The sequence below is a fragment of the Kosakonia sacchari SP1 genome (genome assembly GCF_000300455.3).
Classification (GTDB): Bacteria; Pseudomonadota; Gammaproteobacteria; order Enterobacterales; family Enterobacteriaceae; genus Kosakonia; species Kosakonia sacchari.
The window spans coordinates 1,328,499-1,346,492 of sequence record NZ_CP007215.2; the positions used below are offsets into that span (position 1 = coordinate 1,328,499).

Below are 17,994 nucleotides of genomic sequence, written 5' to 3' on the forward strand. Positions count from 1 at the left end.
CCGGTTACCCGCTATTCAACGTATTTCTCAACAGTGTAGAAACGCTCATGAAAGATGTGTGCGTTGCCACATCGCTGCTGCTGTCCCAGTATAGCGCTGTTCAGTACATCCACTTTTCTACCACGTCATCCCCCAGGTGCTCGCGCAGCAACTCCTCGTTATCCTCCTCGCCGTGGGCTTCCAGCAGGCATTTGAACATCAGCACGTCAAGGTATTGGCCCACGTCGGTGAAAATTTGCGTCAGCATCGGCGAACTGTCGTGATCGAAATACCAGACTTCGCCGGTTTCCCGGTGAAAGCACCATAAATTGCCGTTGCCCAGATAGTCGCCAAAGGCGACCAACTGATTGACCAGCGCCCATTGTAAAGCCGCGTTTGACGCCCCTTCGAGAATGTCATGAATGCCGGGATAAGCGTCTAACAGCGGTTCAATGCTGGCGTATTTCGCGGGTGTGACGCTGCACAACCTTTCGGCCAGTTCGAGTGCGCCGATAGTTTCATGGTAGCGACGCAGCAGCGGCGGAATGGCGCAGCCCAGGCGTTGTTCAAGCGCTTCAATCTCTTTGGCGTTAACCGGCACAACTGGCGCCGGGTTATTCCACTGTTCGCGCCAGGCCTGTACGCAGGCGCGCCACCAGGCCTGCCGGGTTGCCTCATCAGTAAATTCTGGCCACATTAAGGGCGGCAGTTCGCTGCTATCTAGATTCATTTTTTCCCCTGCGTATTTACTCTGGCGGCTCACAGGATCGCTTACATTCGCCATGAGGACCACTGCCATTAGTGATGGCTTTACGCTATGTTCTTCGCAACTTATGGTAATTGAAATATCCACTGTGCAGAACCGGGAGCGCTATGCAGTCAGTAAAGTTAATGGGAGATGGCTATGAGCCGCAGGTCTGGCGGGAAGGCGATAAACTGACATACTCGCTGCCGGTCGATTCCGGGTTTGTCAGTTTTGATTTTAGCTTTGTTATTCGCCGAAACGATCTGGATGTGCTGCTTGCTGATGATTACCGCCGCGCCGCGCTCGAAATCATTGCGCACACGCTACTTCAGCATTCCACGCTAAGGGGAAATGCCCGTTTCACGCAAAGCGATTTCGATAAACTGCTTGCGGATACGCTCCACTCAACAAACGATTCCCTGCAGGTTTTTATTGCCCGCATCAATCGGGAACATCACATTGGGATTGAGCACTATGTGAAAGCGATCCTTGCCCGTCGCGCTGCTGCGGATTAAGGCACCGTATGCACTGTGAAAGAGTGGCGCCTATTACACGCTGAAGCGCATCGGGCTTTTCCCCTCAGACAACCCCCACCAAATCAGGTAGTTTGCTTCCGGTTTGCGGTAGCGGAGGCGTTATAGTGCTGTTTCATTGCAAAAAGCGTCACAAGAATAAAGAAGGGACTCACATGTCGGGTAGCCAAAAATTCGTTTTACTCCTCCTTGTGCTGGCGTTGTGCTTCGTGGTGGGCACCGGGCTCTATTCCTCGTGGTTTAATGCGGCCTCAGTTGGCGTGTTTATCTGCCTGATGCTCTATTTCACGCGACCGTTGCTGATGCCTGCCGGTTATGGCGCGAACAAGATACGCGCGCTGGTGCTGGTGCTCGGGTTGGGCATCATTGGCAGCGGCTCCAGCGCCTTAAATACGCTGTTACCAACTATCTGGTCATTGCCGGTGCTGCAAAATGCGCCTGCGTGGCTGAAGAATATCCAGCTTATCAGCCAGCCTTCGCCGTGGCTCCTTGCCAGTGTTGTCATCATTGTTGGCATTGTGTTCTTTTGCCTGCGCGATCGAAGCGTTGGCGGTGGACATCCGACGCCGCTGAAAAAGGATTTTCCGGAAGATCGTTTTGCGCGAAAGCTGGAGGTGTTCTGCAACATGTTGCAGCAGGATCTCACGTCAATTGACGAGAGCAGTAACTGGAGCCCTGAGTACTACACTGAACTGGAAGCCGAGGTTGAGATCCGCAAAGCGAAAGGTGTCGCTTCCCGTAAAAAGATCCTTGGGCTGCAAGACGCGATCCGCAAAGACAGAACCTCGCGGTCGTTTTTGATTCTGGGCGCACCGGGTTCCGGCAAGAGCGTGGCGCTGCGCAAGCTTGCCAGAGACATGTTACTGGAGGTTAAAAAGACGCACCGTGTGCCGATTTATATCAACCTGCGCGAATGGGTACCTGGCAGCATTGTCGCTGGCGGTCGCAAAGAGTTCTCGGTTGAAGATCTGGAAGAGTTTGTCATTAAAAACCTCGTCCGGCGTGGTGACGCATACACGCGAGATTTTGTTAATGGCTACTTTCATGACCTGTGGCGTACCGGTCGCTTATTTTTTATCTTCGACTCGTTTGATGAGATCTCCGAGTTGCTGGACGCCAGCGAAAGCTCGACGGTCATCGATTCGTTATCCACGGTTATCTCGCGCTTTATTACCACACACCCGGCCTCACGGGGCGTTTTAGCTTCGCGCGTTTTCCGCCAGCCGACGCGTGCGTTTCTGGCGGATAAGGTGCTGGAGATCCGCCCACTTTCCGAAGCCGGTATTTCAGAAGCGCTTAGTCGGTATCCGCAATTTAATGAGCAGGTGCGAAATACGTTATTCAGCCACCGCCTGGACCTGATCCCGCTGGTGCGTAACCCGTTTATGATGGCGCTTCTTGGCGAATGGATCGCGGTTAACGAGACATTGCCGATCAATCAGGCTGAGATTTATAAAAACTATATCGACAGCCGGATACAGCTCTGCAAACAGGAGTTGCACGATGCGGGGATCTCCTCTCGTGAGGTGATAGAGGTGGCGACGGATATCGCGTGGTTTGTTTTTCGTTCCTCGACCTTTGGCCTTGAAGCACCGGTGAAAGTGATTCGCCGCTATTTCAATTCAGAGCATGTGGACACGGTGCTGGAGCTCCTGCGTTTTGCCCGTATTGCCCGAGTAACCCCAGGTGATGAGAAGTCGTTTGCCTTTGTTCATCGCCGTTTTCTGGAATATTTCGTCACCAACCGTTTTTTGCAGCAGCCCGCAGAAGTGCCCGATTCGCATATTCCTACCGATTCTCGCGGTCGTGACGCGCTGGTGTTGTATGCGCAGTTGTGCAGCGAAACCGATGCTCAACGGCTGGCCAATCTTTGCTGGGATGAGATCCAACGCTATTTCACGGATGCCAGCCAGCGCATTCGTGCCATTCACTGTCTGCGCTTTTTGATTGACGCATTTGGCTCCCGCCGTGAGGTGTTGCAACCGTTCGAAGAAGCGCTTTCTGCTTTTGTGATGCAGCACGTAAAAGCGGGCGATAATATCCTGCTGGCAAAAATTTGCCTGGAAGCCACCGGGCTGCTTTCAGCGTCGCGAGCAGCGCCGGTGCTGGCCGCCGCGATTGCTGGTGAGGATGGCTGGTTGCAGGAGACTGCTTTTCGCGCCTGTCGCCATTTGCCGAAAATGGATCCCGAACTGGAAGAGGGGATGAAGAAATACGTGCTGAATATTTCGGAAACCAACTTCTGGCGCGGTCGCAAAAATATCCTGCTGAGCCTGTCGTTATCCGATGCATTAAGTGGCGTTTACCGCGTTGCGAAGATGCGTCTGTGGAGCATGAAAGCAGCGCTCACCAGCACGGTGTTACTCATCATCATGTTGCCGTTTATCACTTTTTTTAGCGCCAGCTATGCGGCGGCCGTTTCCGCACCAATCTTACTGTTCGCCAAAGCGGGGCGTACGGCACAAAAAGAGAAGGCGAGAAAAGTGGGCGGCGATAATCCTGCGCCTCGCGCGACGGTGCCCTTTGCTGATAAGGGCTTTTTATCCGGCACCATCGTGTTATTTCGCGTGATGTGTTTCGTCATTCTGTCGGTGATCAGTGTGGTCGGGCTGTTATCCCCGGCGCTGGCGCTGGCGGCGATACCGTTTTACCTCTTCAGCGGGCATGCCATTTATAACGGCTGGCTGGCCGCCGTGAATGTGGTGTTGAGTTTGATGTTGCTCGATTGGGTGGCTATCTGCCGGTTTGTACGCAGCAAAATTAATGATTTGCTTAACCCGAAAAAGTGGCTGGCCGCGCTGTCGATTCTCGCCACGTCTGTGTTGGGCGTCGCGCTTGTTTTTAGCGCTATTCATTATGTGTCCCAATACCCGATGGCGGAACCGGTATTTAAAGCCACATTCTCATTGCTGCTCGCGCTGTTGGCGGCATATGTAGCGTTCACCTTTATTCAATCTGTGCGCGGCGGGATTAAAGACGTGCGGATGCTGCGCAAATTCACCTTTGGCTTAGCCATTAAACGTACGCAAATCGCTATAATTCTTTCTGAATGCGTGTCGGATTACGGGCGTTTGCGGTTTGTTCGTCGGCTTGAAAGCGAAGGCATCTCCGCCACCGGCGACTGGCCGGAAGGGTTCAAACTGGCGGTTGGTCTTGGCGAAGCCTACACGGCGCTGGCGCGGCTGGAAGAGCGCTGGTTAAACCTCGATAGATAAGTAACGCGTTTGTGCAAGGGGCGCATACCTTTGTAAAGACGAGCGCAAACCCACGCGGTAAGACGTGTAAGCAAAATCGGGTAAATACTAGCGTTGTGCGGTGGGGTCGATAGTCTGGCTGATTTGTTGCGACTGGCTTTTATCCTGATGGTGATACCAGGCGCCAATAGAGGAATAGACGAAGCGGCCGAAGAAAAAGATGAAGCTAATAAGAAGTACGATACGGGTCATGCGACTGTCAAATCGATGTCGTTTTCGCATACTGGTTGCCTGACTCACAATGGTTCCTTTAGGAATACCCGATCTACGGGCGACAGCGTCATTAATGCACACTCTTTTAGTCAGGTCAATTAAGCCTGGCGCAAAATCACAATGATTAAATTATCACCAGGAATTATATAAGATAAATTAAATATTTACGTGGGCAATGAAAAATGGGCGATAATGCGCATAAAGCAGGGAATTAAAGCTGGCTGGCGTGTTTTTTTTGATGCAAATCAATTAACAGATATTGTCCGGAATTAGAATTTCTGTTTGTTAACAAACTGGCACTTCACCGGTGCGCAGCACAGTCGGGTCGGATACCTGCCTGAAACACCCGCCAGGATCTGGGTTGGGTAACCGAGCATCTATGACACTTATTCAAAAATATCATCGCCTGAAGGGTCAGTGGTGGGCTTTGCCGCTCATCACGCCTGTTATTTTGTATCCACTGTTTAGTCTCGCTAATACATTTACTACCGTTTCTGGTCAGGCGGTCATTCTCTATTATCTGCCGATGGCGTTGCTGATCGTCCTGATGATGTTTTATGGCTGGGCGGCGCTTCCGGGCATTGTGCTGGCGCTGATCTGCCATTATTGGCCCGCACCGCCGCTGGAAATGGTCAGTAAAGGCGTGCATTTGCTGCTGCCCGTGATACTTAGCTGGGCGGGTTACCGAATTTTTGTCACTCGCCGCCACCGGGTGGCTTACGGCACGGCATTGCTGGTTTCCCAGCGTATTTTCTGGCAGGTGCTTTGTCCGGCGTCGATCTATCTCATGATTCTTGAGCTGGGCGTCTGGCTGAATCTTTACGATCGGGCGGCAAGCGACAGCGGCGCGCTGGCGTGGAATGTGCCGATGCTCATCAATTACCAGGCATTGCTGGTTGGGACAATGACCGGCGTGCCGTTTAGCTATTTGTTGATCCGCGTTATTCGCCATCCGCGCTACGCGATTTCGTGGTTATCGCAAATGCGCCACGAGTTTGATCGCAAAGTTACGCGCATTGAGATCGTGGTCTGGTTCTCCGTGGTGATTGGCATTTTGCTGCTGTTACTGATGCCGCTGAACAAAAACAGTTCCATTTTCAGTACCAACTACACGCTTTCACTTCTCTTGCCGGTGATGCTGTGGGGATCGATGCGTTACGGCTACCGTTTTATGTCGCTGGTCTGGACACCGCTGCTGGTTACCTCTATTCACTTTTTTTACCGTTATTTGCCGTGGTTTCCTGCTTACGACGTGCAACTGGCGATCGCCTCATCAAGTTATCTGGTGTTTTCCTTCATCATCCTTGCGATGGCGTTGATGGCGACACGCCAGAGAGTGGCGAACGATCGCGCCCGCCGTCTGGCGTTTATTGATCCGGTGACCAATATGCCCAACCTGCGCGCACTGAGCCGGGCGCTGGCGGAAACGCCGTGGTCGGTGCTCTGCTTTCTGCGCGTGCCGGAGCTGGAACTGCTGGGGCGTAACTATGGCGTACTGCTGCGCATTCAATACAAACAGCGCATGGCGGATTGGCTCAGGCCGCTGCTGTCGGCGGAAGAGAGCGTGTATCAACTCTCCGGACACGATCTGGCGATCCGCCTGAATACGCAGTCGCACCAGACGCGCATTGAAGAACTGGACGCGCGCATCAAGCAGTTCCGCTTTATCTGGGATGATATGCCGCTGCAGCCGCAGGTGGGGCTGAGCTACTGCTACGTGCGTTCGCCGGTGAAACACCTCTATTTACTGCTCGGTGAGATGAGCACCATCGCTGATCTATCGCTGGCGACCAACCACCCGGAGAATTTGCAAAACCGGGGCGCGGCGAATCTGCAACGCAGCCTGAAAAGCAAAGTGGATATGATGAATCGCCTGCAGCTGGCGCTGGAGAAAAATCATTTTATCCTGATGGCACAGTTGATTCATGGGGTGCGCGGCGATGACTATTACGAGATCCTGCTGCGCATGCGTGAAGAGAACGGCGACAGTATCAGTCCGGATGCGTTTTTGCCCGTTGCGTATGAGTTCGGCCTGTCGTCGCGTATCGATTTATGGGTGATCGAGCATGTACTGATGTTTATGGCGCAAAACCGCGAAAAACTCCCCGCCCAGCGTTTTTCCATTAACCTCTCTCCGGCCTCAATTTGCCGCACGCAGTTTTCCCAGGAAGTCCGGCGTTTATTGCGCAAATACCGCATTGAAGCCTGGCAGTTGATTTTTGAGATAACAGAAAGCAACTCGATGACCAATCTCCAGCAGGCCAACCAGACGCTGGGGCAACTGCAACAGATGGGCTGCCGGGTGGCGATTGATGATTTTGGCACCGGTTATGCCAGCTATGCACGGTTGAAAACCGTCAATGCCGACATCCTGAAAATCGACGGCAGTTTTATCCGCAATATTGTCTCGAACAGCCTCGATTATCAGATTGTGGCGTCGATTTGCCATCTGGCGCGGATGAAAAAAATGCTGGTGGTGGCGGAATATGTGGAGAGCGAAGAGATACGCAGCGCGGCAATCGCGCTGGGTATCGACTATTTACAGGGGTATCTGATTGGTAAGCCAGCGCCGCTGGAGAAGCTGGTTAACGAGTAGCGAACGGGCGGCTCAGGCCGCCACTTCCGGAGAGTGCTCTTCTTCGATTTTCAGTCGCCAGCCGGTCACAGCTTCCCAGTATTCCTGCTCTTTTTCCAGATCCAGCAACACCAGCGCGTTCTGGCTGAACCAGTCGTGCGGGAAGCTGAGCGTCCAGTGATTGGCATCGGTGGTCAGGCGCAATGTTGGTGGCGTGGTGGTCGCCTGGCGCTGGTTATTCAGCAGCACACCAAGACGTAAGATTTGCACCAGCGGCAAATACTGTTTCTTTTTAAACAGCGTAAAACGCGGCAAATCATCAAGCTTGATAGCCTTACGGTGGCAGCGCACCAGCGTCGCCATCATCAGCTGTTGCTCCTGATTAAAACCGGGCAGGTCGCTGTTTTGCAGAATGTACGCCGAATGGCGGTGCATCCCGCTGTGGTTAATATTTAGCCCTACTTCGTGCAGCATCGCTGCCCATTTCAGCAACGCCGCCAGTTGCGGGTTAGCGAGCTTCGCGTTTTGCGCCAGCCACTGCTCGTAAATCTGGGTTGTGGTTTCCAGCACGCGCCGCGCCTGCTCACGGTCGATATTGTACTGGCTGGCAAGGCTCTGCGCGGTGCGGCTGCGAATGTCCTGATGGCGGAAACGGCCTTCCATCTCATACAGTACGCCTTCACGCAGTGCGCCATCGGAAAGGCGCAATTCGCGGATCGCCAGCGCATCGAACACGCCGCAAAGAATAGCCAGTCCCGGCACAAACACCGCTTTACGCTCTTCCGAAAGGCCTGGCAGGCTCAGTTCACTGAAGTTCTTATATTTCAGCACTTCGGCGACCAGTTTCTCCAGTCGTTCCGGCGTGATAAAACCGTCTTTCTCGCCGGAGGCGATCAGCACTTCGTGGGCGGCTTTAATGCTGCCAGATGCGCCAAGTGCCACATTCCAGCCCTGAATGCGGAACTGCCACGCCAGCGACTCCAGCTTCTGTGTTGCCGCCATGCGCGCGCGGCGGAAGTTTTCGCCGTTAATTGTGCCGCCCATAAAGTACATCTGCGCAAAGCTCACGCAGCCCATACGGCGACTTTCCACCAGCTTCGGCTCGAAATCTTCACCGATCACTAATTCGGTAGAGCCGCCGCCGATATCGATCACCAGCTTGCGGCCTTTTTCCGGCTGCGTATGTTCCACACCCATAAAAATCAGGCGCGCTTCTTCATTGCCCGGAATGATTTCAATCGGGTAGGGGATCACTTTTTCAGCGCGTTTAAGAAACTCTGTGGCGTTCAGTGCCTGGCGCAACGTGTGCGTACCGACAATGCACACGCTTGCCGGATCAAAGCCCTGCAAGCGCTCGGCGAACAGCGACAGGCAAGCCAGCCCGCGCTCCATTGCCTCTTCGCTCAGCATGTTATTGCTGTCCAGACCATCAGCCAGGTGCACGCGCTGTTTCAGGCGGCCGATGATCTGCATTGCGCCGTCGACCACGCGCGCAATGACCATATGGAAACTGTTTGAACCCAGATCGACCGCGGCAAATTCCTCCGGTCGTGGCGTCTTTTCTTGTATCGGCATAGGTTAGTCGGGCTGTTCGAGTGATTTGATGTAGTCGTAAATCGCCAGTTGTGCGCGCACTTTACGACGGTTGCCGCGCGGCACATAGCGATTACTCAGTTCTTTATCGATGTACCTCGCTTTCACGGTATCACTTAAAAGCAAATCAATGATATCCAGAACGCGCTGTTTAAGGCGCGGATCGAGCAGCGGTGCGGCCACTTCGATACGGTAATCGATGTTACGTGTCATCCAGTCTGCAGAGGAGAGATAAACGCGTTTATCGCCGCCGTTCTCAAAAATATAGATGCGATCGTGCTCAAGATAACGATCAACGATACTGGTGACACGAATATTTTCGCTGATACCTTCCAGTTGCGGAATAAGTGAACACATGCCGCGCACCAGCAGGTTCACCGGCACGCCGGAACTTGAGGCGGTATAGAGTCTGTCCACCAGCCCTTTATCGACAAGGTTATTCAGCTTCAGCGTAATGCCAGAAGGTTTACCTTCCTGCGCGTTAGCGATCTCCGTGTCGATCATGTCGTACAGCAGGCGGCGCGAGTTCTGCGGCGACACCAGCAAATAATCGAAACTCACCGGGCGATAGGGGTTTTCGATAAAGTTGAATACCCGGCGCACTTCATTGGTGATGCGCGCGTCAGCGGTGATCAGCGAGTAGTCCGTGTAAAGCCGCGCGGTTTTTTCGTTAAAGTTACCGGTACCGATGTGCGCATAGCGCACGATCTCTTCCCCTTCCATACGGGAGATGAGGAACAGTTTGGCGTGAATTTTTAAGCCCGGCGCCGAGAAGATCACCTGCACGCCCGCTTCCGTCAGCCGCTTCGCCCAGTGGATGTTGGCTTCTTCGTCGAAACGCGCCTGCAACTCCACCACCACGGTGACTTTTTTACCGTTATGCGCCGCGTGGATCATCGAATCGATGATGCGCGAATCTTTCGCCACGCGGTAAATGTTGATTTTGATCGCCAGCACGCTTGGGTCGAACGACGCCTGGCGTAGCAGCTCCAGCACGTGTTCAAAGGTGTGGTACGGATAATAGAGCAGCACATCGCGTTCACGAATGGCGTCAAAACCGTTGCGGAACTTATCAAACCCAATGTGGCGCAGACGCGGCATCGGTTTGTTGACGAGGTTGGCTTTGCCGACATTCGGAAAACCAATAAAGTCTTTGAAGTTGTGGTAACGCCCGCCGGGAATAATGGAGTCATAACGGGAGATGGTCAGCTTTTCACGCAGCATCTCGACCATGGCATCGGGCATATCGCGCTGATAAACAAAACGCACCGGCTCGGCGGTCAGACGCTGTTTCAGGCTGGAGGACATCAGCTCCATCAGGCTCGATTCCATTTCGTGCACCAGGTCATATTCGGCGTCACGGGTCATTTTCATTGAGTAGGCGTTTAGCGCGTCATAATCGAAGAAGCCTTTAAAGATATCATCCAGGCAGTAACGCAGAATGTTATCCAGCAGAATCATCGGCTTGCGACGGCGCGGCGTTTCCGGCGGCAGGTTAACAAAGCGCGGTACTTTATCTGATGGGATCTCCAGCAGCGCGTAACGGATTTCGTCGCCGCGAATAATTTCTACCGCCAGGTAGGTGTAATCATCTTTTAAGAAGCGTACCAGGTTGGTTTCGCGGTTAATCAGCGTCGGGGTAATGTGCTGGCGCAAATATTGTTTGAAGTAATTGCGTAGCCAGCTCTGCTGGTTTTGCGAAAGCTGACGTTCGTTAATCAGGAAAATTTGATTACGCGCCATTTCCAGCAGCAGGTCGTTGTACAGGCTGTCGAACTCCTGATCGGCTTTCAGTACGCGGGATTGGATCTTGCCCAGCAGATGGCGGGAATTCGTGGTAACGCCTTGCTCTTCGCTAATGATTAAGCGGCGTTTCAGTTCAGCAAAACGGACTTTATAAAATTCGTCGAGGTTGTTGGAATAGATCCCCAAAAAACGCATGCGTTCGATAAGCGGGTTACTTTTGTCGGCGGCTTCCTGGAGAACACGTTCATTGAAGCACAACCAGCTTAGTTCTTTTTCGAGATATAACTTTTCCTGACCCATTCCTGTTTACACTCCGGTTCTTGCTCGGGACACGGCAAATCCTTCTCGCGCTCGCGGTGCCCTGACTGACAGGTGAACGTTGCTGGCGTCCCTTCGTATGACACAACTTATTATGGCGAGCTTTGCCGTCAGATGTCCAACTGTGCCAAAAAAGTATGACAGTAATCCGTTTTTCGCGTCTAAGGTGATGGAAATAAAGTAACTTTTTCTTTTTGCAGGGGAAGAGGAAAGAAACCCTGCCGTGGTGGGCAGGGTGAAAAGCGATAAATTGCAGTGATTATTCGTCGGCCGCATAGCCTTCAGGCGGTAAGCGCACACCATCCAGCCACGCGCTGTTGCTGTCCATTTTCAGGCGACCGTCAACAAACCAGTTGACCACCAGCGGGTAAATCGCATGTTCCTGCGACTGCACGCGCTCGGTGATCTCTTCTTCCGTATCACCTTCAAACACCGGCACTTTGGCTTGCAAAATCACCGGGCCGCCGTCCAGCTCATCGGTAACAAAATGCACGCTGGTGCCATGTTCTTCATCACCGTTTTCCAGCACCTGGCGGTGCGTGTGCAGGCCGGGATATTTCGGCAGCAGGGAAGGGTGGATATTCAGCAGACGTCCGGCGTAGTGCGCGACAAACGCCGGGCTGAGGATACGCATATAACCCGCCAGCACGACCACATCCGGGGCGTAGGCGTCGATTTCCTGCATCAGCTCGCGGTCAAACGCATCGCGGCTGGCGAACTGATCTGCGCTCAGCGCATGAGCGGGAATATTGGCTTCCCGCGCACGTTCAAGGCCGAACGCATCGGCCTTATTACTGAATACTGCCCGCAGGGTGCCGTTGATTTTCTTCTGTTTACAGGCGTCGATAATTGCCTGCAAATTGCTTCCGTTGCCGGAAATCAGCACCACGATGTTTTTCATTCAATAACCACACGCTCACTGGAATCGGATGCGTTGATGATACCGATTTTCCACGCGTTTTCACCTTTCGCATTCAGCAGCGTGATGGCTTTATCGGCTTCAGCCGCAGGAAGCGCAATCACCATGCCGACGCCGCAGTTAAAGGTGCGGTACATTTCATGGCGGCTCACGTTCCCGGCGTTTTGCAGCCAGTTAAACACGGCCGGCCACTGCCAGGAGGATTCATTGATTACCGCCTGGGTGTTATCCGGCAGTACGCGCGGAATGTTTTCCCAGAAACCACCGCCGGTCAGGTGGGCGATGGCGTGGACATCAACGTTTTCAATCAGCTCCAGCACGGATTTGACGTAAATACGAGTCGGCTCCAGCAGGTGATCGGCCAGCGGTTTGCCTTCAAGCTGCGTAGTCAGCGGATCGGTGCCGCTCACTTCGAGCACTTTACGCACCAGCGAATAGCCGTTGGAGTGCGGGCCGCTGGACGCCAGGGCGACCAGCACATCGCCGTCAGCCACTTTCGAGCCGTCGATGATTTCTGATTTTTCTACCACACCGACGCAGAAACCGGCGACATCGTAATCTTCACCGTGATACATGCCCGGCATTTCCGCTGTTTCGCCGCCAACCAGCGCACAGCCAGATTGCAGACAGCCTTCGGCGATGCCGTTGATCACGCTGGCGGCGGTATCGACATCCAGCTTGCCGGTCGCGTAATAGTCGAGGAAGAACAGCGGCTCAGCGCCTTGAACCACCAGATCGTTAACGCACATTGCCACCAGGTCGATACCGATGGTGTCGTGACGTTTCAGATCCATTGCCAGGCGCAGTTTTGTGCCCACGCCGTCAGTGCCGGAAACCAGTACTGGCTCACGATATTTTTGCGGCAGCGCGCACAGCGCACCGAAGCCGCCCAAACCGCCCATCACTTCCGGGCGACGGGTTTTCTTCACCACGCCTTTGATTCGGTCAACCAGAGCATTACCCGCGTCGATATCAACACCGGCATCTTTATAGCTGAGAGAGGTTTTATCGGTCACTGCTTGGGTCCCCACGCGTTTACTTGCGGTAGAAATAAAATTCGGCGCAATTCTAACAGCCAAGGCAAACGTTTGCGAGTCCATTATTTAAGGGCGCAGCGGATTCTTGCGATATACTCTTTTCCAGTCTGATTGATCGCGATCAAGCGCCTTCCTGTAGCGCAACGGAGAAAAAGCGGTATAATCCGGCGATTTTTTTTGTGGCTGCTACCTGTCAGGGGAAAGGAGAAGAGTATGAAGGTCGTGGAAGTAAAACACCCACTCGTCAAACACAAGCTGGGCCTGATGCGAGAGAATGACATCAGCACCAAACGCTTTCGTGAACTCGCCTCAGAAGTGGGCAGCCTGCTGACCTATGAAGCAACGGCCGATCTGGAAACTGAAAAAGTGACCATCGAAGGCTGGAACGGCCCGGTACAGGTTGATCAAATTAAAGGTAAGAAAATCACCGTGGTGCCGATCCTGCGCGCAGGTCTGGGCATGATGGAAGGTGTGCTGGAGCACGTACCGAGCGCGCGCATCAGTGTGGTGGGTATCTACCGTAATGAAGAGACGCTGGAGCCGGTACCGTACTTCCAGAAACTGGTATCCAATATCGACGAGCGCATGGCGCTGGTTGTTGACCCGATGCTGGCGACCGGTGGTTCGATGATCGCGACCATCGACCTGCTGAAAAACGCCGGTTGCCACAGTATTAAAGTGCTGGTGCTGGTTGCCGCGCCGGAAGGTCTGGCGGCGCTGGAAAAAGCGCACCCGGACGTTGAGCTGTACACCGCGTCGATTGACCAGGGGCTGAATGAGCACGGATACATTATTCCGGGCCTCGGCGACGCCGGCGACAAAATCTTTGGTACGAAATAACTGATTAGAAATCGAAAGCCGACTTTGATAGTCGGCTTTTTTTTGGAATTCATAACACTGCCCGCCGTTTTGGACGGGTGGACAACAACAACACTCAGAGGAAAACACTATGACGCGCCGTGCTATCGGGGTAAGTGAAAGACCGCCGCTTTTGCAGACCATCCCGCTTAGTTTACAGCATCTGTTCGCCATGTTCGGCGCAACGGTGCTGGTGCCAATCCTGTTCCACATTAACCCGGCCACCGTGCTGCTGTTTAATGGTATCGGGACACTGCTCTATATCTTTATTTGTAAAGGGAAAATCCCGGCCTATTTAGGTTCCAGCTTTGCGTTTATTTCCCCGGTGCTGCTGTTGCTGCCGCTGGGCTACGAAGTGGCGCTCGGTGGGTTTATTATGTGCGGCGTGCTGTTCTGCATCGTCTCGTTCATTGTGAAAAAAGCGGGTACTGGCTGGCTGGATGTGATGTTCCCGCCTGCGGCGATGGGCGCAATCGTTGCCGTCATCGGTCTGGAACTGGCGGGCGTCGCGGCGAACATGGCCGGTCTGCTGCCAGCGGAAGGGCAGTCTGCGGATTCCAAAACCGTGATCATCTCGCTGGTGACACTGGGCGTGACGGTGTTTGGCTCGGTGCTGTTCCGTGGTTTTATGGCGATTATCCCGATCCTGATTGGTGTACTGGCGGGCTACGCACTCTCCTTCGCGATGGGCGTTGTCGATACCACGCCGATTGCCCAGGCGCACTGGTTCGCACTGCCAACGTTTTATACGCCGCGTTTTGAGTGGTTTGCCATTTTCACCATTCTGCCTGCGGCGCTGGTGGTCATTGCCGAGCACGTCGGTCATCTGGTGGTGACGGCGAATATCGTCAAAAGAGATCTGATTCGCGATCCGGGCTTGCACCGCTCCATGTTTGCCAACGGCCTTTCAACCATCATCTCTGGTTTCTTCGGCTCCACGCCGAACACTACCTACGGTGAGAACATCGGCGTGATGGCGATTACCCGTGTCTACAGCACCTGGGTGATTGGCGGTGCGGCGATTATCGCCATTCTGCTCTCCTGTGTGGGTAAGCTCGCGGCGGCTATCCAGATTATCCCGGTGCCGGTAATGGGCGGTGTTTCCCTGCTGCTGTACGGGGTAATCGGCGCTTCCGGGATCCGCGTGCTGATTGAATCCAAAGTGGATTACAGCAAAGCGCAAAACCTGATCCTGACCTCCGTTATCCTGATTATTGGTGTCAGCGGCGCGAAGGTGCACATTGGTGCCGCCGAGCTGAAAGGCATGGCGCTGGCGACGATCGTCGGTGTGGGTCTGAGCCTGATCTTTAAGCTGATTAGCGTACTGCGCCCGGAAGAAGTGGTGCTGGACGCGCCAGAAGATGACGCGGCGAAGTCATAATCATCGTGCAGAATTGAACCGGGCCTCGCGCCCGGTTCAAACCTTGCAACATTTTGTGATAGACTCACTGCGTTTTTTGTAAGCCTTGTTGAGGTACCTCTGAACACGCCGGCACAGCTCTCCCTGCCATTGTATTTACCCGATGATGAAACCTTTGCGAGTTTCTGGCCGGGTGATAACCCCTCTTTACTGGCGGCACTGCAAAACGTTCTGCGCCAGGCGCACAGCGGATACATCTATTTCTGGTCGCGTGAAGGCGCGGGGCGCAGCCATTTGCTGCATGCCGCGTGTGCCGAACTCTCCCAGCGCGGTGATGCCGTTGGTTATGTGCCGCTTGATAAGCGTACCTGGTTTGTACCGGAAGTGCTGGATGGGATGGAGCAACTCTCGCTGGTGTGTATCGACAATATCGAATGCGTGGCCGGTGACGAGCCGTGGGAAATGGCGATTTTCAACCTCTACAACCGCATTCTGGAACAGGGCAAAACCCGCTTGCTGATAACCGGCGACAGACCGCCGCGCCAGCTTAACCTGGGGTTGCCGGATCTGGCCTCACGGCTGGACTGGGGGCAAATCTACAAGCTGCAACCGCTCTCCGACGAAGACAAATTACAGGCCTTACAGCTTCGTGCGCGGATCCGTGGGTTTGAGCTGCCGGAAGATGTGGGGCGGTTTTTGTTAAAGCGGCTGGACAGAGAAATGCGCACATTGTTCGATACGCTGGATGAACTGGATCGCGCGTCGATCACCGCCCAGCGCAAGCTGACTATTCCGTTCGTCAAAGAGATCCTCAAACTCTGAACCCTCGCCAGACCGACGAGGGTTTTTTAATACTACAAAATCTCCAGCACCTGCTCCGGCGGGCGACCGATTCGTGCTTTGCCGTGGCTAACGACAATCGGGCGTTCAAGCAGTTTCGGATTATCCACCAGTGCCTGCACCAGTTGCGCTTCCGTCAGTGCGCTATCACTAAGCTGTAATTCTTTGTAGAGATCTTCTTTACTGCGCATCAGCTCGCGCGCGCTGGACATGCCGAGCATTTTCAGCAGCTTTTGCACCGTCGCCGCGTCCGGCGGCGTCTCGAGGTAGAGCACCACGTCTGGCTCCACACCGTTCTCTTTCAGCAGCGCCAGCGTTTCGCGGCTCTTTGAGCAGCGTGGGTTATGGTAAATCTTCACCGTCTCTGACATCTCTTCTCCTTATTACATTTTCTGGTACGGCTTGAACCGTTGCTGCAACTCGCGTAACTGGTCAATTCGCGCATCGTAACGTGCCTGTTGCAGGCTGCCGAGTTTCACCTGCGAACTGGCGCTACTCAGCAAGGTGATCGCCTGATCCAGCTTGCCCACCAGCGCTAACCCTTCGGCACGCGCGGCCAGCTCCTGATCGCGGTTATTCAGCGCCGCTTCTGCCTGCGCCAGTAAATCCCAGCCGTTGACATCCTCTTTATACGTAAAGGTGTAACGGTTAAGAATGCGCGCGGCTTCAGCGGGCTGACCGCCTTCCAGGTAAGCGTTCGCCAGGTTGAGTTGCAGCACCGGGTTGGTTTTCAGTTCGCTGGCAGCATTGAGGCGTTTAATGGCGTCCGCGCTTTTGTTCTGCCCTAAATCGATATCGGTCGCCAGGTCGAGATACCAGGCATTATTCGGGCTGGCGCTCAGCAGCGGTTGCAAGGTTTTTGCCGCCTCGGCGTAATTTTTCGCTTCCATTGCCTGTAACGCCCTGCCATATTGCGCCGCGCGTTGTTCACGCACATTACCTTTCGACCAGCCATCCAGCAGATCGCTGGTGAGCTGGTTACGCCCGGAGTTGTACATGCCAAGCGTACGCGCTTTCGCCATATAGAACTCTTCGGATGATTGCACCACCACCGGACGCATCTGGTTGGCGCGGTTGCGCGCATCTGACAAGCGGCTTTCCGGTAACGGGTGCGTCAGCAGAATTTCCGGCGGGCGCGTGGAGTAGCGCGACTGATCCAGCAGTTTTTCGAGGAAGGTCGGCATAGCTTGTGGGTCAAACCCGGCGCGTTGCAGCACCTGAATACCAATGCGATCCGCTTCCTGTTCGTTCTGCTGGGTAAAGCTGATAAGCCCTTGCTGTGTACCGGCCAGCGTGCCGGTGAGCGCGCCCATCCCGGCTTGCGGGTTAGCCATCGCCAGCAAAATGGAACCCAGCACGCCCGCCCAGGTCAGTGGCGCGTTGCGTTTTTGGTCTTCCATCGCGCGCGCCAGGTGGCGCTGGGTGACGTGGGAAATTTCGTGCGCCATCACCGAAGCCAGTTGGCTTTCGTTATCCGTATAGCGGAACAGCGCGGAGTGCAGCACCACATTGCCGCCAAAAAAGGCGAAGGCGTTGATTTCGTCGTTATTGACGAGATAGAAGTGGAAAGGGGTTTTGACCGAATCCGCGTGCGCCACCAGACGCATACCGAGGGAATTAATGTACTGCACCAGCAGCGGATCATTAATCAGCGGCGCGCTGCCGCGAAGCTGGCGAACGTAATAGTCGCCCATCTGCATCTCCTGACCAATGGAGAGCGTGCTTCCCGCCGAGGTGCCCATATCCGGCAGCGTGCTGTCTAATGAATCTGCCCACGTCGGGACGATGCTACCTGCACTGAGTGCGGCAATCAGGGTTGCGACCAGCGTTCGTTTCAACTGCCTGAACATAACCTCTTTCCTGTATTTGGGGTGACACACTGTTGACCTGCTTTCGGCGGCATCGTTCCGGCTCACCGGCCTTCGAGTGTAGCCGCCTTTAGGGATGAAAAACATTGTATTCAGTGGATTGCTATGTTTCCCGCAAAGGATACGAAAAGCGAAGTCTTTTTTGTGACATTTCGA

The 17,994-nt window shown here is 54.2% G+C and carries 14 protein-coding genes; 6 read left to right on the plus strand and 8 right to left on the minus strand.

What is annotated here, in order from left to right; genetic code table 11:
• Window positions 1-100: 100 nt before the first annotated feature.
• Window positions 101-709, minus strand: coding sequence for an SMI1/KNR4 family protein (locus tag C813_RS29355; RefSeq protein WP_025263882.1), 609 nt, complete (start codon window positions 707-709; stop codon window positions 101-103).
• 143 nt (window positions 710-852) lie between these two features.
• Here C813_RS29355 and C813_RS29360 point away from each other — a divergent pair, with 143 nt between their 5' ends.
• Together C813_RS29360 and C813_RS29365 are read left to right on the plus strand one after the other, a co-directional pair.
• Complete coding sequence (locus C813_RS29360) at window positions 853-1,239, plus strand: hypothetical protein (protein ID WP_017458974.1); 387 nt, start codon at window positions 853-855, stop codon at window positions 1,237-1,239.
• A 173-nt stretch (window positions 1,240-1,412) separates the two neighbouring features.
• Entirely contained in the window at window positions 1,413-4,472 is a 3,060-nt protein-coding gene (locus C813_RS29365; RefSeq protein WP_017458973.1) for an NACHT domain-containing protein, read from the plus strand.
• Window positions 4,473-4,559: 87 nt separating this feature from the next.
• Here C813_RS29365 and C813_RS29370 read toward each other — a convergent pair whose 3' ends face one another.
• Window positions 4,560-4,751 carry a YfgG family protein gene (locus C813_RS29370; RefSeq protein ID WP_071908227.1) on the minus strand — a complete coding sequence of 64 codons (192 nt, stop codon included), beginning with the start codon at window positions 4,749-4,751 and terminating at the stop codon, window positions 4,560-4,562.
• Between the two features lie 352 nt (window positions 4,752-5,103).
• On the opposite strand from C813_RS29370, the gene C813_RS29375 reads away from it, so the two are divergent.
• Window positions 5,104-7,320: a sensor domain-containing phosphodiesterase gene (locus C813_RS29375; protein ID WP_017458971.1), complete on the plus strand. Its 2,217-nt coding sequence runs from the start codon at window positions 5,104-5,106 to the stop codon at window positions 7,318-7,320.
• Window positions 7,321-7,332: 12 nt separating this feature from the next.
• Here the strand turns inward: C813_RS29375 and ppx are convergent, their stop codons facing one another.
• The 4 genes from ppx to purM form a co-directional block, all read right to left on the minus strand.
• The gene (ppx, locus tag C813_RS29380) at window positions 7,333-8,874 is read right to left on the minus strand and encodes an exopolyphosphatase (RefSeq protein WP_017458970.1); all 1,542 of its coding nucleotides are present in this window, start codon (window positions 8,872-8,874) and stop codon (window positions 7,333-7,335) included.
• 3 nt (window positions 8,875-8,877) lie between these two features.
• Window positions 8,878-10,938: a polyphosphate kinase 1 gene (gene ppk1 / locus C813_RS29385; RefSeq protein WP_017458969.1), complete on the minus strand. Its 2,061-nt coding sequence runs from the start codon at window positions 10,936-10,938 to the stop codon at window positions 8,878-8,880.
• Between the two features lie 277 nt (window positions 10,939-11,215).
• A complete protein-coding gene (purN, locus tag C813_RS29390; protein WP_017458968.1) occupies window positions 11,216-11,857 on the minus strand; it encodes a phosphoribosylglycinamide formyltransferase in 642 nt (213 codons plus the stop codon).
• On the minus strand, window positions 11,854-12,891 hold the full coding sequence (purM, locus tag C813_RS29395; protein ID WP_025263883.1) for a phosphoribosylformylglycinamidine cyclo-ligase: 1,038 nt from the start codon (window positions 12,889-12,891) through the stop codon (window positions 11,854-11,856). The genes purN and purM overlap by 4 nt, the downstream gene beginning before the upstream one ends.
• Window positions 12,892-13,125: 234 nt before the next feature.
• On the opposite strand from purM, the gene upp reads away from it, so the two are divergent.
• From upp to C813_RS29410, 3 genes are all read left to right on the plus strand, one after another.
• On the plus strand, window positions 13,126-13,752 hold the full coding sequence (upp, locus tag C813_RS29400) for a uracil phosphoribosyltransferase (protein ID WP_017458966.1): 627 nt from the start codon (window positions 13,126-13,128) through the stop codon (window positions 13,750-13,752).
• Between the two features lie 109 nt (window positions 13,753-13,861).
• Window positions 13,862-15,151 (plus strand): uracil permease, encoded by a 1,290-nt coding sequence (gene uraA / locus C813_RS29405; RefSeq protein ID WP_017458965.1) that lies wholly within the window; start codon window positions 13,862-13,864, stop codon window positions 15,149-15,151.
• A gap of 99 nt (window positions 15,152-15,250) precedes the next feature.
• The gene (locus C813_RS29410; RefSeq protein ID WP_065370367.1) at window positions 15,251-15,952 is read left to right on the plus strand and encodes a DnaA inactivator Hda; all 702 of its coding nucleotides are present in this window, start codon (window positions 15,251-15,253) and stop codon (window positions 15,950-15,952) included.
• 32 nt (window positions 15,953-15,984) lie between these two features.
• On the opposite strand, the gene arsC is transcribed toward C813_RS29410, so the two are convergent.
• Both arsC and bepA read right to left on the minus strand, forming a co-directional pair.
• Window positions 15,985-16,341: an arsenate reductase (glutaredoxin) gene (arsC, locus tag C813_RS29415; RefSeq protein ID WP_017458963.1), complete on the minus strand. Its 357-nt coding sequence runs from the start codon at window positions 16,339-16,341 to the stop codon at window positions 15,985-15,987.
• A gap of 12 nt (window positions 16,342-16,353) precedes the next feature.
• Complete coding sequence (gene bepA / locus C813_RS29420) at window positions 16,354-17,820, minus strand: beta-barrel assembly-enhancing protease (RefSeq protein WP_017458962.1); 1,467 nt, start codon at window positions 17,818-17,820, stop codon at window positions 16,354-16,356.
• Between the last annotated feature and the right edge of the window lie 174 nt (window positions 17,821-17,994).

Coding starts and splice junctions, on each gene's coding strand:
- ppk1 (WP_017458969.1), bottom strand. CDS start 10,938: ATGGGTCAGGAAAAGTTATATCTCGAAAAAGAACTAAGCTGGTTGTGC.
- purN (WP_017458968.1), bottom strand. CDS start 11,857: ATGAAAAACATCGTGGTGCTGATTTCCGGCAACGGAAGCAATTTGCAG.
- bepA (WP_017458962.1), bottom strand. CDS start 17,820: ATGTTCAGGCAGTTGAAACGAACGCTGGTCGCAACCCTGATTGCCGCA.
- C813_RS29360 (WP_017458974.1), top strand. CDS start 853: ATGCAGTCAGTAAAGTTAATGGGAGATGGCTATGAGCCGCAGGTCTGG.
- C813_RS29355 (WP_025263882.1), bottom strand. CDS start 709: ATGAATCTAGATAGCAGCGAACTGCCGCCCTTAATGTGGCCAGAATTT.
- upp (WP_017458966.1), top strand. CDS start 13,126: ATGAAGGTCGTGGAAGTAAAACACCCACTCGTCAAACACAAGCTGGGC.
- uraA (WP_017458965.1), top strand. CDS start 13,862: ATGACGCGCCGTGCTATCGGGGTAAGTGAAAGACCGCCGCTTTTGCAG.
- arsC (WP_017458963.1), bottom strand. CDS start 16,341: ATGTCAGAGACGGTGAAGATTTACCATAACCCACGCTGCTCAAAGAGC.
- ppx (WP_017458970.1), bottom strand. CDS start 8,874: ATGCCGATACAAGAAAAGACGCCACGACCGGAGGAATTTGCCGCGGTC.
- C813_RS29375 (WP_017458971.1), top strand. CDS start 5,104: ATGACACTTATTCAAAAATATCATCGCCTGAAGGGTCAGTGGTGGGCT.
- C813_RS29365 (WP_017458973.1), top strand. CDS start 1,413: ATGTCGGGTAGCCAAAAATTCGTTTTACTCCTCCTTGTGCTGGCGTTG.